This window comes from Leisingera sp. ANG-Vp, assembly GCF_000813725.1.
Classification (GTDB): domain Bacteria; phylum Pseudomonadota; class Alphaproteobacteria; order Rhodobacterales; family Rhodobacteraceae; genus Leisingera.
Genome location: NZ_JWLD01000032.1, coordinates 82,592 through 97,473 on the forward strand (window position 1 = coordinate 82,592; position 14,882 = coordinate 97,473).

Genomic DNA, 14,882 nt, shown 5'->3' on the forward strand with positions numbered 1-14,882 from the left:
GCTCTAGGCTCCCAGCAGCTTTTCGGCCAGCTCCATGCCCTGCTGCAGATCCCCCGCGGTGTTCATGTTTTCGCCGTCAACGCCGATCTTCACCAGAGCCTGCGCAACATCTGCAGAAATGCCTGTCAGGATTGACTTCGCGCCCATCAGCCGGGCAGCCGTCATCGTCTGGATCAGATGGTTGGCCACTGCGCTGTCAACAGATTCAACACCTGTAATATCAAGTACCACCGCCCGGGCCCGGTATTCGCGGATGCCTTCCAGCAACTGGACCGTTAGCGATCTTGCCCTGTAGCTGTCGAGTGTGCCCACCACCGGAATCAGCAAAAGCCCGTCCCGCAGTTTCAGCACAGGAGTCGGCAGTTCGCTCATCTGGCGCTGCTGGGTCTCAATCGTTTTCTCGCGTGCGCCGACATAGGTTTCCAGGGCCAGGGCCATATCGAAATGGGCGATCTTCATCAGCGACAGCACCAGGTGGAAGGCTTTGGCCGGATCGTCCTCCAGCGATTCAAGAACTACGTGCCCCAGGCGCTGCAGGTAAAAGGCATACGCGCCAATGTACAGCGTGGGCGTGATGCCTGCGCGCTCGTGGATGTCGCCAATCCGCCTGCGGTCTTCGGCATAGGCTTCATCAAGCTCTGCCGAGACGAGTTCCTTGAAGTAGCGCTTCTGGCCTTTCTTCACACGGGCGATCTGCGCCTCATCGGCGAACTGTTTGGCTGCTTCCTCGAAGTTGAGAATATGGGTGTAGAAATCGTTGATGATTTCATCGCCGACCTGATCCGAGACCGGGGCAAGTTCCCTGATCCGCTCCTTGTCCAATGGGCTGATATCGAACCAGGATAAGGTGTTTGCATGGGTTGCCGCTTCACTGGCCGATGCTGGGTGGGATGAGGAAATTACTTTAGTCATAGGTCTACCTGATGGTTGCATTCGCCTTCGCGGGAAACCCCTTGAGGGTATTAATTATGTATTTAAGACTAGTGTATTCCCAACGTACAATCTTAGATAGAGTAAAATAGCTTCAGATTTCATTCAGTAAGCACCTGAAGGCCGCTCCGGCTCACGGGGTCTGCGAGTTATGCAGAATGCAAAAAATGAAAGCTCTCGCATGTCAGCTGCTTTTCCAAGTGGCGGCTCAGCGAGGTGCGGCTGCAGGAAACAGGCCGCGCCGGCCCCCTTCAAGGCAGGAAAGGGCCCGGGCGAAGGAGGAAGCTGATCCCGGCAGCCTACTCCATCAAGGCCTCTTCCAGCGGGTAGGAGGACAGCATTTCGTATCCGTCATCAGTTACCAGAACCTGCTGCTCCAGCTTGACGCCGACACCGGTTTCGCCCTTGGCCCCCATGTAGCTTTCGATGCACAGGACCATCCCGGCCTCAATCACGCCATCATAGGGGTTGGCGCCGCGGAAGCCTGGGTTGATGCGGGGATATTCGTCGCACATGCCGACTGCATGGGCGATGCAGGCATAGGCGTTTTCGCGGTATTCTTCGGGAACTGGATAGGCGCGTTCCTGAAACTCGGCAAATGTCACACCAGGCTTGACCAGTCCCAGGTTGTGCTCGATCTCGGCCGCCGCCAGCTGGTACACTTCCCGCTGCCGTTTCGTGGGCTTGGCCGGACCGCAATGCAATGTGCGTGAGATGTCGGCGAAATAACCGAACGGGCCGATCATGTCAGTGTCAAAGCCCACCAGATCACCGGCTTCGATCCGCCGCGGCGAGGCCTCCTGCAGCCAGGGATTGATCCGCGGGCCCGAGGCCAGCATCCGGCCGTCGTGCCAGTCGCCGTTGTTGGCCAGGTTAGTGTAGTTCAAAAGCCCCCAGAGCTGCAGCTCGCTCACTCCTGGCTGCAGCGCTTCCTTGACTTTGGCGATGCCCAGTTCGGCGACTTCGACTGCCCATTTTATGCAGGCAACTTCGTCCGGGGATTTGATCACCCGGGCCTGTTCCGAGATCAGCACCCCGTCGATCACTTCCAGCCCCCGCTGCATCAGCGCTTGGGTGAGGGAAGGGTTCACGTATTCAACAGCAACGCGGCGGTTGTCCGTGCCGATCTCGCTGAGGAAATTGACGACATCATCGGCCAGCAGGGGCGCGCTGTCCCCCAGCACCGGCCCGCCGTCGAAGTAGGAAAGCGCCCGGTTGGTGCGGACATCACCCACCTTAGGCGTCGGGCCATATAGGCCATGGATCACCACGGGTCCCTCCTGGGGGACAAACAGGTAGGTGGTGGGGATATGCGACTGAAACAGCGCGTAGGAGCGGTAGTCCGCCGCGTAACGCAGGCTGATCGGGCTGACCAGCACGCACATGGCGGCATCATGGCGCTTCAGCTCGGCACGGATCCGGCCGATCCGGTAACGGTGCATCCGGTCGTAGTCGATCTCGGGCATCTCGCGGTAGCGGCTGAGGTCGCTCCAGCAGTCAGCCTGGACCATCGCATCGGCGGGCAGGGTCATGACAGGATCCTTTCCACCACGCGGCGGCCGAAGTCGTGGGTCGGCCCCTCCCAATGCGGGCTGAGGCGGCCGCCGTCATAGGCGGGCGACAGGCGGCCCTGCTGCAGCAGTTCCAGCATGGCCAGATCCTCGCGGTTCAAATCGTCCCACATTTGCATCAGCTCGGCTCGCGCTTCTGCGTGGCCGTCCGAGGTGGCAGCGTCGCCGATCAGGAAGACATGCAGTTCCTCGCGGGTCTTGTCGGGGGCCACGGGATAGCTCACCAAGACGGTGAACTGGTCGGGAAAAACTTCAGCGGCGAAATGCGGGAAGCACAAGAACCAGAGGCCGCGCTTGGCGTCCGCCTCCGACAGGCCCGGATAATGGGGCAGCTTGTCGCCGCGCCCTTCGCCCAGTTCAGGAAAGATGTAGTCGTTGTAGAACACGTGCCGGTCCCATTCGCCGGACCAGCGCACGTTCATCGGCGCGAATTTCAGCAGTTTCGGATGGACGGCAAAGACATGATAGCCCTCCATGTAATTCTCGTAGACCAGCTTCCAGTTGGCATTGACCTCAAACTCCAGCTTGCCGGCCCAGCGGACGGACGAGAAGTCATAACCGGGCGTGCGCTCCAGCAGAGGCGCCAGCCAATCCAGGAGCGGCTCTGCATCGCCGGAAACATTGACAAAAATGCAGCCGTTCCAGACCTCGCAGCGGGCCTCGACCAGATCCAGCTTGTCGCCACCGCCGTTCTTGAAGGTGTCGGTGATGTCCGGCCCGCTGAAATGCGGCCGCGCCCGCAGCTTGCCGTTCAGCCCGTAGACCCAGGCGTGATAGGGGCAGGTGAGCGTTCGCTTCTGGCACGGCTCGGTCACCAGCTTGGCGCCGCGGTGGCGGCAGACGTTGTGCAGGGCGCGGATCTGCCCGTCCTGATCGCGCAGGATGATCAGGGGCGCACCGCCGATTTCGAGCGGCTTCATATCGCCAGGTTCCGGCAGTTCGGCCGCAGCACCTGCAAACACCCAGGAACGGCGGAAGCAATGCTCCCTTTCCAGCGCCAGCCAGTCGTCGGACCAATAGGCGGCGTTTGGCAGGCCGCTGGCTTCCTCGATCGGGGCAAAGGTCTGGGCAAACCCTTCCTCGCCCAGCAGATCCTTGACCTTCTGCAAGACAGGGCTGTCCGGGAATGTGCCGTCCATAGATTGCTCCTTTGAGAAAAAACTTGCTACGCTAGGAAAAATTTGCACTGTAATTTTTCATGAACGTCAAGAAAAATTCAGAAACAGACAAAATTGACCCGCTGCTGCAGCTGGGCGAGGACCTGCGATCCTTGCGCAAGGCGCAAGGGCTGACGCTGGCGGACCTGGCGGAGGCCAGCGGGCGCTCGGTGTCGTTCCTGTCGAAGATTGAGCGCGGCCAGGCGCGCCCCTCGGTCACTGCACTGGGGGAGATTGCTGAGGCGCTGGGGGTGCCGGTGGGCTGGTTCTTTGAAACCGACGGCCCGGCCCCTGCCGAGGAGCGGCCCTATATCGTGCGGGCCGACCGGCGCCGCAAGCTGACCTATTCGGGCCTCTCGGGAACCGACTATATGGGGTTTGAGGATCATCTGTTGTCCGCCAGCCTCGACCGCGATCTGGCGATGGGTATCTCCACATATGCGCCCGGCGGCAGCACGGGCGATGACCTGTACACGCATCAGGGCGAAGAGGCCGGGATGGTGCTGAAGGGAGAGATTGAGCTGACTCTGGACGGCGAAGTCTTTCATCTGAAAACCGGGGACAGTTTCAGCTTCTCTGCTGACATCCCGCATCGTTTCCTCAATCCCGGCAAGGTGGAGGCGCAGATTGTCTGGGCCAATACGCCGGTGTCTCTGAAAAGGTAGGACATGACCGAACACGCGCGCGTGGTGGTGATCGGCGGCGGCAATATGGGCGCCGGCGTGCTGTATCATCTTGCCCATATGGGCTGGACCGACTGCATCCTGGTGGAGAAGGCGGAGCTGACCAGCGGTGCCACCTGGCATGCGGCAGGGCTGGTCAGCCGCATGGTGGGCGGCCAGGCCTTGGGGGCGATCCATGACTACGGTGTGGACCTTTACAAACGCATCGAGGCAGAGACTGAGGTTGGCGTCAGCTGGCACAATTGCGGCTCGTTGCGGGTGGCGACCAGCCCCGATCATATGGACTGGATCAACCACATCCGCGACGCTGTTCTGGCCCGCGGGCAGGAAGCGCACATCATTGATGCAGCGGAAGTGGCGCGGCTGAACCCTCTGTATGATGTTGAAGCCGCTGGCGTTCTGGGGGCTGTCTACACTCCGGATGATGGTCATGTGGACCCGTCAGGGACCTGTCAGGCGATGGCCAAGGGCGCGCGGCAGCTGGGAGCAAAGGTGCGGCGCAATTGCCAGGTTGTCGCGACCCGGCAGCTGCCGTCCGGAGAATGGGAGGTCACAACCGAGCAGGGCACCATCATCGCCCAGCATGTGGTGAATGCGGCGGGCTACCACGCCCGGCAAGTCGGGCAGATGGCGGGGCTGGAACTGCCGATTACAACCATGCTGCACCACTATGTGGTCACCGATGCAGTGCCCGAGTTCGAGGCGATGGTGCATGAGATCCCGGTTACCAGAGATGATTACTTCTGCGGCTACGTGCGGCGCGAGCAGGGTTCGGCGCTGATCGGGCTTTACGATAAACAGGACCCTCAATCTGCCTGGCTTGAGGGGTGCCCTTGGGACAGCGCCAATGAGCTGTTCGAGCCGAACTGGGACGGCATCACACCTTGGCTTGAGAACTGTTTCAAACGGATGCCCGCGCTGATGAACCGCGGTATCAAGCGGGTGGTGAACGGCGGTATCACCTATACACCCGACGGAGCTATGCTGCTGGGCCCGGCTCCGGGCTTGAAGAACTACTGGCTGGCCTGCGGCGCCACTGTCGGCATCGCTTGGGGGCCAGGCGCGGGCCGGGCCTTGGCGGAATGGATGGTGGAGGGCAGCGCAAATATTTCCACCCGTGCCTTCGACCCGCGCCGGTTTGGCATTTGGGCGGATGCGGAATATGCCCGCCAGCGCGCAACTGAGGACTACACCCTGCGCCAGGCCATGCCTTATCCTCAGCATCAGCGGCAAAGCTGCAGGAATGTGAAACGGTCTGGCGCACATGAGCGTACGGCGGCACTCGGAGCCTTGTTCGAAGAGGCCGGCGGCTGGGAACGCCCGCGGCTATACAACGATGAGCCGACGGGCTGGCGGCGGACCTCCGCCTTTGATCAGGCAGCGGCGGAAAGCGCAGCGGTGCGGCAGCGGGTGGGGCTGGCGGATCTTTCAGCCTTTGCCAAGTTCCGGATCGAAGGGCCAGGAGCAGAAGCCTGGCTGAACATGTTTTGTGCCAATAAGATGCCGCAGGAAGGGCGCACTTGCCTGACGCTGCTGCTCAATCGCAAAGGTACCATCGAGGGTGAGGCAACTATTGCCCGTACCGGCCCCGAGAGCTTTTACTTCGTTACCGGTGCCCCATCGGAGCGGCGGGTTTGGGATTGGCTGACACTGCATTGCGGCGTGCCGATGGATGGTGCGGCGATCAGGAATGCCACAGATGAAACCGGCATCCTCTGCCTTGCCGGGCCAATGGCGAGGGATGTTCTCGCCGCTTGCACCGACGATGATGTCTCAAACGAAAGCCTGCGCTGGCTGGGCTGCAAGCCGCTGAGAGTGGCGGGCATCCCGCTCTTGGCGATGCGGCTGAGCTTTACCGGTGAGCTGGCCTATGAGCTGCACGCGTCAAACGCGCAGTTGGGGGAGCTGTGGGATGCGCTGTGGCAAGCCGGTCAGGCCCATGGCATCGGCGCCTTTGGCAGCAAGGCGCTGGACAGCCTGCGGCTGGAGAAATTCTATCGCGGCGGCCATGAGCTGGCCAATGACGCCAGCCACAAGGATGTCTGCCAGGAACGCTTTGCCGCAACGGACAAAGACTTTATCGGGCGCGAGGCCATGCTGGCGCGGGTGCCGCGCAGCCGCATTGCCCTGTTGGCACTGGAGGGGGAAGAAACAGACGCTCTGATGGGTGAGGCGGTGTTCCTGGACGGCCAGCTGGCCGGTTCCATCACCTCAGCTGCTTACGGCCACACTTTGGGCAGGTCCCTGGCCATTGCCTTTCTCAAGGACAAGGCCCGCGCGCCCGAAACGGCTCTGACAGTATCTTTGCTGGGCCGGCAGGTTGCCGCCACCGTCCTGCCAGACGCCCCCTGGGATCCGGACAACACGCGTTTGCGAGGCTGACAGGCTGCAGTCGAGGGAAGGGGGAATGAAGCTGTAATCTTTGGCCGGGCTTTCGGCGCCGGCGTCAAAATGGCCCTGGCCTTTGAATGGCGGCTACTTCCAGTCTTTGACTGTTTCGGGCCAGAGTTCAGTGTTGCATTGCCATTCCATGGCGGATGACTAGTCTTTTGAGAAGAGGCTTGTCATGAACTCTGGTGAACGAACGCGCAGAAGTACTGTTCTAGGCTTTGCAGCATTGGTTGCGGGGCTGGTGTTCCCGCGCAAAGGCGCTGCTACCGGCTTGACCCCGAGTGCGGCAGAAGGACCGTTCTATCCAAAGCCTTCCATGAGGTTGGCAGATGCTGACAACGATCTGGTAAAAGTCGCCGGCCTGGTCCGCGAAGCGGGCGGTGAAGTGATGTCATTGAAAGGCCAGGTGACAAACGAGGGAGGCATTCCGCTTGCTGGGCTTCGCATTGAGATTTGGCAATGCGACGTGAACGGGAAATACCTGCATCCAAGCGACAACCGTTCTGACGCGCGGGATCAGGGATTCCAGGGGTTCGGTCACGACATCACCGATCGTGAGGGCAACTACAGTTTCCGAACCATCAAGCCAACGCGCTATCCCGGCCGCACACCGCATATTCATGTGAAGGTGCTCGAACAGGGCCGGGAGCTGCTGACCACCCAGTTTTACCTCAAGGATCATCCGGGGAATGACCGGGATGGGCTTTACCGGCGCATGAGCGCCAAACAGGCGGCCTCAGTTTCAATGGAGATTATTGCAGGCTCAAACGGGTTGGAAGCCACAGTGAACGTCGTGATCTAACCAGTCAGTCTGAGGCGCTGGCCCGTTTGAGCAGGGCTCCGGCGGCCATCTTCAAATGTTCCCCTTTCACCGGATCGGCGCGAGCAATCCGATTGCCTTGCAGCAATCCTGCCGGCTGCTCCGGCTGACGTTTCGAGTGGAACTCTGAGGGGCGCGGGGCAGCCGGGAAAGCCTTTCGGGCCCGCCCAGGCTTCATGGAAACCGGATCTCGAAAACGGCACCTTCCGGGGCGGCTGTGGCGGTAAGAGCCGCACCGTAGCCGTCAAGAACTGCAGTCACAATCGCCAGGCCCATACCGGTGCCGCCGGTTTCACGGCGGGTGGTGAAAAACGGATCCGCCAGCCGCGGAATATCGCTTTCGCTAAGCCCGTCGCCATCGTCGGAAATCCGCAGCAATCCGCTTTCAAAATGCAAGTCCAGCGTCGTGGCCCCGTGGGCGCGGGCGTTTTGCGCCATATGGGTCAGAATGACCTGACCGTGTTCTTGAGACAGTGGTACAAGCGCGCCGCCCGGGGAAAGGATCCGGACTGACAGCCCTTCAACCGCGGGCAGCATGTCTTTCAAGTGCCCGGGTCCTGACTTGCTGGCCTGACGCAGCTGGGTCATCTCGCGCAGGCGCGTCAGCAGGGTGTTCATGCGTGCGGCCTCGCTGCGGATGTTGCCCAGCAGCCTGTCCCGGTCTTCGGCAGACAGGGCAGGCTCTGACAGCAGCTCGGCGGCACCGGTGATCGAAGTGACCGGCGACTTCAGCTCGTGGGTGACGTGGTCGGTGTAGGTGGCGATTTCGCGCGACCGGCTGTGCAAAGTGCCCGCCATCGACAGCATGCTTTGGCCCAGCTCGGCCAGCTCGCGCACCCCGTAGTGCTGCAGCGGCTGCGCGGGCGGCTTGCCCCCTTCGGCAATGGCCCGCGCCTCATCGCGCAAACCGCGCACCGGGCGCGACATCAGCCGCAGCAGCAGATAGCCGGTCAGCGCAGCGCCAGTGAGGGTGAACAGCGCCATGATGATCAGCGCATCGCGCTCGCGGAACAGGAATTTGCTGAGGTTCAGCGGCGTGCGCGACAGCAGGATCACGCCGATCACCCGGCCGTGCGACAGCACCGGATAGGCGACAAAGACCCGGTAGCCGGTGTCGCGGCTGAGCGAGGCCAGCGGGTGGCGGCCATAAGCGTCTTCGCGAGCGCGCAAGGTGGTGCCTAGCTTGCCGGCCAGCGCTTTCTTCACCTCAGGCAGACCGGCATGGGAGCGCAGCCCCTCTTCGCCGGTGCCATTCCCCTCGTGATCCAGGAAGATCACCCCGGCCAAGGTGCTTTTACCCGCTTCCCGGGCCATTTCGATCAGTGCGGGAAGCAGTGCCCGGTGGCGCGGGTCGGACAGGGGCCCGGCTGCAGCGCCGGCGGGCATCGGCGGCAGCACTGGGTCGCGGCGCAGGTTGATGCTTGCCCGCGCCGGACGCAGATCGCTGGCCCAGAACTCAAGCACTTCCTTTTCCGGGATGCTGCCTATGCTGAGGCCCTCGGCGGCTTCGAAGCGGTTTCGATAGATTTCGGCATAGATCGCGCCCTGCTGCAGCAGCGCCTGCTCGGTCTCGCGCACGAACTGGCTGGAGGTCAGCCGCACTGTCAGCATCGCCGCCAGCGGGATCGAGACCAGCGCGCAGCACACCATCGCCACCACCAGCGCCATTGAGGGCCGCCATTTGCGGTGAATGCGCCTCACCCCTGGCACGTGCAGCCGCCCAGTTTCACGCCGACGCCATGAACGGTGATGATGATGTCCGTGCAGCCAGCCTGCGCCGCCTTGGCGCGGACATTGCGGAGGTGGCTGTCGATTGTGCGCCCGGACATGGTGGAATTGGCCCCATAGACCGCCTCGATCAGCGCATTGCGGTCATGCACCTGGGCCGGGTGGCGCAGGAGTGTGGCGAGAAGCTGGAATTCTGTCGCCGTCAGGTCGATTGGCGCGCTGCCAATGCGGCAGGCATGACCTGTTGAATCCAGTTCCAATGCCCCGTGCCGCAGGACAGGAGACTGGGCGCGGCGGCCGCGGGCCAGAATGGCCTTGATCCGCAGCACCAGCTCGCGCGGGCTGAAGGGTTTGGCGACAAAGTCATCCGCACCCAGCTGAAACCCCAGCACCCGGTCGATCTCGTCATCCTGCGCAGTCAGGAACAGCACCGGCAGATCCGAGCGCGCCCGGATCGCCTTGCAGCATTCAAACCCGTCCATCTGCGGCATGCCGATGTCCAGCAGCACCAGATCGATGGGTTCGCGCCCCACATGGGTCAGCGCGGCCTGGCCGTTGGCAGCCTCGCTGGTGCGCATGCCGGCACCCTGCACGGCGATGCGGATCACGTCTCGGATCTTGGGGTCGTCATCGACGATCAGGATATGCGGTTCCATGTCCGGTTTGTCGCAAGCGGTTTTCGGGTTGTCCACCAGAAGCTGCATCAGCGGCGGTCCTATGCCCGCCGGGCCCGGCGCGGACGCAGGCCCAGAAGCGTCATCGCCGCAACCAGTGCCAGACCGAGGATGGCTTCGGGCTCGGGTGAGGAGGAGCCCGAGAACCCCTGCGACGGGTAAGCCTGTGCCGTCACGCCGGAAACCATGGGCAGCGGCACGGCGGCGGCCTGAGCGGTCTGGCCGGTGGTGTTCACAATTTGGCTGGACACGGCGACAAAGGAGGTGTTGCGGGTCTGCAGGGAATACTCCAGCCCCAGGCGGGTGATTTCTTTTTCCGCCGCCGCAGAGCGGTCGCCGACAGCTATCTGGCGTTCCAGGGTGGCAATGCGGTTGCGGGCCCAGACCAGCGGCAGCGCGGCATTGCCTGCCTCTTCCGTCAGGGTCAGCTGCACCGGCATCTGCGCGGGCCGCCCCTGCACCAGCCCTTTAAGCAGGATCTGCCCCTGCTGCGCGCCTTCGTAGCGGGCATGGATCCGCAGGCTGCTGCCGGCGAAGAGGTCAGGCAGGCGGGAAGGCGTCACCTCAGAGACCTCCAATCCGCCCCAGTCGACCTCGATATCCGTCAGGAGCGGCGTCTTGAGGTTTGCAGCCATGACCTCAGCCGCCTCCAGCGCGTCCTCGTCCAGCGCGACATAGCGGGAGTAGCCGCGGCCTTCCTCTGCCATCGCGTCCAGCAGATAGCGGTTCACGGAATTGCCGATCCCGAAGGCATAGATGCGGGCCTGGCCGATCTGGCTGCGGATAGTGCGCAGAACCCGGGCTTCGTCGCCAATATAGCCGTCCGACAGGAACACCACGATACGCATGGTGTCTTCCGGGCTTTTGGTCGCGAATGCGGAGCGCACTGCGGTGTCGATCTCGGTGCCGCCGCTGGCGGAGAGGCGAGAGACGAACTTGCGGCCTTTGTGGATGCCCGCGGCGGTTGCCGGGGTGGCTGCGGCCGAGAAGTGCCGGGCCGAACTGGCAAAGGGGATGATGCGGAAGTAGTCGCCCGGGCGCAGGCCCTGCAGCGCTGCGTCCATAAAGCGTTTGCTGGCGGCCATCGGCTGGCCGGACATCGAGCCGGAGGTGTCGAGCACAAACACCAGTTCGCGCGGGGTGGCGGTGGCCTCATCGGCAGCGGCAGGCGGTTCCACCAGCAGTGACAGGAAGCCGCCGCGCGCGTCCTGATGCGACAGGACAGCGGCCTGCAAATCCTCTCCACCCAGTTCGTAGCGCAGCACCAGGTCGCGGTTGTCCATGACCTTGCCATCAGCAAAGCCAGCGGTCAGGCCGGCGTCATCTTCGGCGGTGGTCAGCGGGTGGGAGGGGCTGTGAAAGCCCGAGACTTCAACGCCGCTTTCCAGGGTCAAGTCCAGCGACACCCGTTCGGATGTGACGGTCGCAGGCAGGTCCAGGCCCGCAACCTGGGGGTAGGCGGGCAGCGGGTCCACCGACCATGTGGCGTCCTCCAGCGGGATCTCTTCCGTGCTGGCCGTTTGCGGCTCTAATTGGGGGCTTTGATAACGCGGACCGACGATCAGTGGCACAACCAGCTCGTGCAGGCCGTCGATTTTGGGCACCATTTGCACATAGCGCAGCGTCACCTCCACCGGCAGACCGGGCATCAGGTTGGCAATGTTCTGAGTGAACATGTTCGGGCGGTGCTGAGTCAGCAGCGCGGCGGCTTTGCCCTCCTGTGCGGCCTGCTCAAATTCCGCCTCGGCCTGGGCCTTCCTGCGGATCACCGCTTGCACGGTTTCCTCTCCCACCTGCATCACCATTCCATAGACCGCGGCGCTCTGGTTCAGCGGGAAGAGGTACTCCGCTTCCACCGGCACGCGCGCGGGGTTTTGGAAGGTCTGGCGGACCTCGACCGTGGCCATGTCACCCTGGATGCTGACCTTCAGCGCGCTGTCCAGAAGCGGCAGATCAAAGGTTTCGCTGCCGGCGCGGGCCACCACCCGCCCGCCTAGATCATCGCGGCCGGGGTCGGCATGGGCGGCAACAGGCCAGATGAAGGCAGCCAGGAAAATCGTCAGGATACGCATTGGTCAAACTCCTTATGGAAAGTCACAGATCAAGCGCCGCCAGCACCGCGGCCTCATAGGCGGCGCGGTCCGGTTCGGGCAAGGATTTCGGGGTGATGCGCTGGACCGATTGCCAGACGCGGGAAGAGCCGTTGAGCCAGCTCCACACGGCTTCGCCCACCCCGGCAGTGCGGGCGCCGTCCTGTGAGACAAAGCTGACGGCAACATGCCAGACGCGGCCATCGGGGCCGGTTGCCTCGTAAACCGAGGTCGGCAGCGGCTCGAACCGGGTGCCGAGAAAGCGCACGCTGTAGCCCATGCCCAAAAGGCAGGTGGCAGGCGAGTGCAGGTGCCGCAGCGGCGAGGCAGTGCGCACAAGGTTCACGCCCAAAGGCCCGAACTGCGCCTTTTGCGCGGTGCCGCCATAAGAGGCGAAGTAAGCGCGCTCCATTTCAGACAGCGCAACAGGTTCCCCCCGCTGGCCCAGTAGCTGGCCAGGCAGCTCGGCCTGGGTGACCGGAGCGGAACGGTCCAGCGGCTGGCGCGGTGCGTTGACCACGGCAACGGCAAAGCCAACGGCCACTACCGCAGCCGGGAAGTGCAGCCTGTGCGGGATGGACAGCGCGGGCATCATCCGCCGCCCGGCCGGTGCAGGACGCGGACGGTAGAACAGCAGCACCGGCAGCGCTGCGGCAGCCAAGGTGCCCAGCCCGATGCCGGTATGCAGCGCCGGCGCCATCGTGTCGATGCCATTCGCCAGCCCGGCTGCCAGCAAGGTAATCCGCAGCCCGTTGCCTAGCACTGCCACGCAGGCAATTGCTGCACCGCCCAGCAATGCATGGGGCAGGGCGGGCCGGTAGAGCACGTTCAGAAAGGCCCAGAGGCTGATCAATTGCAGCAACCCCGACGCGCCGGAACAGGGCAGATCGACCAGCACATCCAGCCCGTTCAGCCGCAGCCGGACGCCTTCGCAGGCCAGATCCGGAAAAAACGGCGTCAGCATCGCGCAGGCCGCCCGGGCCGAGACCATTTGCAGAGGGAATCCAGCCACCCGCTCCAGGATCGGCCCCAGCGGCAGGCAGAACAGAAACAGCACCGACAGCCACAGCGGCGACAAGGCAATTCGCCGCTGGTCCAGCCGCAGGAACGCCGCCAGGGCAAAGACATCCACCGCCAGCGCCAGTGCGCTGAGGATGTTGACGGCCATCATCTGCCCGGCCAGCCGGACACAGGCCGCAGCCAGAAACAGCAGCATAACCCGCGCCCGCCGGTCTTCGCCGTTTGGCGCTGAGCTGGCCAGGGACACGCCGGCCAGCCCCGCCAGCAGCAAGCCGTAAAGCCCGCCGTCGGATTGGTAGGAGGGGTCGTGCCAGCTTTCGATCAGCCAGCGGACCGGTTCAATGGCCAAGAGGGCCGATGCGGCGGCAAGGCCGCCCCAGAGCAGGGTATCGCATTTTTGTTCCATGCCGCCTTGTTGCAGGCGGATGTGCATCTCAGCCGGTCAAGTTGTGCAGGGTTTGTGCAGAGGCTGCTTTGCAACGGGGCTGCACTTGGCCCGCCTCAATCTGCTCCGCTGGCGTGCGACCGCGACAGGTTTATTGCAGCGCGCTGTGCGAGCGGCTAATGATTCCCGCCATGCAAGTCCTGGACTATACGCATAACCAAGGGCTGGTGGCCGCTTCCTTTTTCGTTGCGCTGGTAGCGGGGTTCACGGGGCTGTCGCTGACCAAGGGACTGTCCGCGCGCTCCTTTGCGCAGCGGAAGCTGGCGATTGCTCTGTCGTCCGTGGCGCTGGGCGGCGGCATTTGGTCGATGCATTTTGTGGCCATGCTGGGGCTGCAGCTGCCGATCCAGTTCTATTACGACTCCGCCGTCACTCTTGCCTCGGCGCTGGTGGCGATCCTGGTGGTTGGTGTGGCGCTCTTGATCCTGCATTTCTGGCAGCGCACCCGGATGACCCTCGCTTTGGCTGGAACCACAGTGGGCCTTGGGGTGCTGGCAATGCATTACATCGGTATGGCCGGGCTGGAGCTGTGCCGGGCCCTGTATACGCCCGGCGGTATTGCGATGGCGGTTGCGGCGTCCTGCGTGCTGAACATCGCGGCGTTCTCAATCGCCTATGGTGAGCGCAGCCACCGCAACATTCTGCTGGGCACGGCCGGCTTCGGTCTTGCCGTCTTCACGGTGCATTTCATCGCCATTGCGGGCACCAGCTTCATCCCGCTGGAGGTAACCAGCCAGGTCGGCCCCCTGATCGGCAATGAAACCCTGGCTATCGGCGTGGTTTTGACCAGCTTTGCCCTCTGCGGCGCGTTTTTGCTGACCGGGGTCACTTTTCTGAAACCGTCGCCGGCTGTGTTGGAGCAGCCAAATGCAGACACAGCGCCGCAGCCCGCTGCCAATGTGGAACCGGAAGCCGAGGCGGTTCCGGTCTCGCGGCAGATCCCATACGAGCAGGAAGGCCGCACCCAGTTCTTCAGCACCGATGCGGTGGCGGCGATCCGGGCCGAGGGGCATTATACTCACCTCTACACCGCATCAGGCCAGCACTTCTGCAGCTGGTCGATTACCGAGGCCGAGCGGCGGCTGGCACAGACGGATTTCATCAAGACTCATCGCTCCTATCTGATCAATCCGGCGCATGTCAGCGGCTTTGAACGGCTGAAGGACAACGGCGTCTGCCACTTCGATATCCCGGGCCTCGCCAAAGTGCCGGTGTCGCGCTCCCGGCTCAAGGACGTGCGGGCGGCTTTGGGGGTGTAGGCTGCGCGTATTTCGTGCGCGCCTATTCGCATTTCGTGCAGGAAACCGCGAAAATGGTTGAAATCCCCGGGCCTTAGCACGCGGCTGCATACAGTCTTCCCCTCAGCCAGTTGA

11 protein-coding genes are annotated in these 14,882 nt (G+C 63.1%); 4 read left to right on the forward strand and 7 right to left on the reverse strand.

Translation table 11 applies throughout. The annotated features are described in order from the left end of the window. Nucleotides 1-3: 3 nt before the first annotated feature. From RA20_RS11570 to RA20_RS11580, 3 genes are all read right to left on the reverse strand, one after another. Complete coding sequence (locus RA20_RS11570; RefSeq protein WP_039128495.1) at nt 4-912, reverse strand: protoglobin domain-containing protein; 909 nt, start codon at nt 910-912, stop codon at nt 4-6. Between the two features lie 317 nt (nt 913-1,229). Next, on the reverse strand, nt 1,230-2,462 hold the full coding sequence (locus RA20_RS11575; RefSeq protein ID WP_206540109.1) for a M24 family metallopeptidase: 1,233 nt from the start codon (nt 2,460-2,462) through the stop codon (nt 1,230-1,232). Then, nucleotides 2,459-3,640, reverse strand: a complete 1,182-nt coding sequence (locus RA20_RS11580) for an aromatic ring-hydroxylating oxygenase subunit alpha (protein ID WP_039128498.1) — start codon at nt 3,638-3,640, stop codon at nt 2,459-2,461. The genes RA20_RS11575 and RA20_RS11580 overlap by 4 nt, the downstream gene beginning before the upstream one ends. 59 nt (nt 3,641-3,699) lie before the next feature. Here RA20_RS11580 and RA20_RS11585 point away from each other — a divergent pair, with 59 nt between their 5' ends. The 3 genes from RA20_RS11585 to RA20_RS11595 all read left to right on the forward strand — a co-directional run bounded on the left by RA20_RS11585 (nt 3,700) and on the right by RA20_RS11595 (nt 7,534). Then, nucleotides 3,700-4,323 (forward strand): cupin domain-containing protein, encoded by a 624-nt coding sequence (locus tag RA20_RS11585; protein WP_052248975.1) that lies wholly within the window; start codon nt 3,700-3,702, stop codon nt 4,321-4,323. 3 nt (nt 4,324-4,326) lie between these two features. Continuing rightward, nucleotides 4,327-6,723 carry a GcvT family protein gene (locus tag RA20_RS11590; protein ID WP_039128501.1) on the forward strand — a complete coding sequence of 799 codons (2,397 nt, stop codon included), beginning with the start codon at nt 4,327-4,329 and terminating at the stop codon, nt 6,721-6,723. 184 nt (nt 6,724-6,907) lie between these two features. Further along, on the forward strand, nt 6,908-7,534 hold the full coding sequence (locus tag RA20_RS11595; protein ID WP_039128505.1) for a dioxygenase family protein: 627 nt from the start codon (nt 6,908-6,910) through the stop codon (nt 7,532-7,534). Between the two features lie 192 nt (nt 7,535-7,726). On the opposite strand, the gene RA20_RS11600 is transcribed toward RA20_RS11595, so the two are convergent. The 4 genes from RA20_RS11600 to xrtT are packed head-to-tail and all read right to left on the reverse strand — an operon-like array spanning nt 7,727 to nt 13,470. Then, a complete protein-coding gene (locus RA20_RS11600; RefSeq protein ID WP_039128508.1) occupies nt 7,727-9,220 on the reverse strand; it encodes an ATP-binding protein in 1,494 nt (497 codons plus the stop codon). 29 nt (nt 9,221-9,249) lie between these two features. Further along, nucleotides 9,250-9,984 carry a response regulator transcription factor gene (locus tag RA20_RS11605; protein ID WP_241482245.1) on the reverse strand — a complete coding sequence of 245 codons (735 nt, stop codon included), beginning with the start codon at nt 9,982-9,984 and terminating at the stop codon, nt 9,250-9,252. A gap of 11 nt (nt 9,985-9,995) precedes the next feature. Then, on the reverse strand, nt 9,996-12,026 hold the full coding sequence (locus RA20_RS11610) for a VIT and vWA domain-containing protein (protein ID WP_039128511.1): 2,031 nt from the start codon (nt 12,024-12,026) through the stop codon (nt 9,996-9,998). Between the two features lie 22 nt (nt 12,027-12,048). After that, on the reverse strand, nt 12,049-13,470 hold the full coding sequence (gene xrtT, locus RA20_RS11615; RefSeq protein WP_039128664.1) for an exosortase T: 1,422 nt from the start codon (nt 13,468-13,470) through the stop codon (nt 12,049-12,051). A gap of 170 nt (nt 13,471-13,640) precedes the next feature. Between xrtT and RA20_RS11620 the strand changes: the two genes are divergently transcribed. After that, nucleotides 13,641-14,768, forward strand: a complete 1,128-nt coding sequence (locus tag RA20_RS11620) for an MHYT domain-containing protein (protein ID WP_039128667.1) — start codon at nt 13,641-13,643, stop codon at nt 14,766-14,768. The last annotated feature ends 114 nt before the right edge of the window (nt 14,769-14,882 follow it).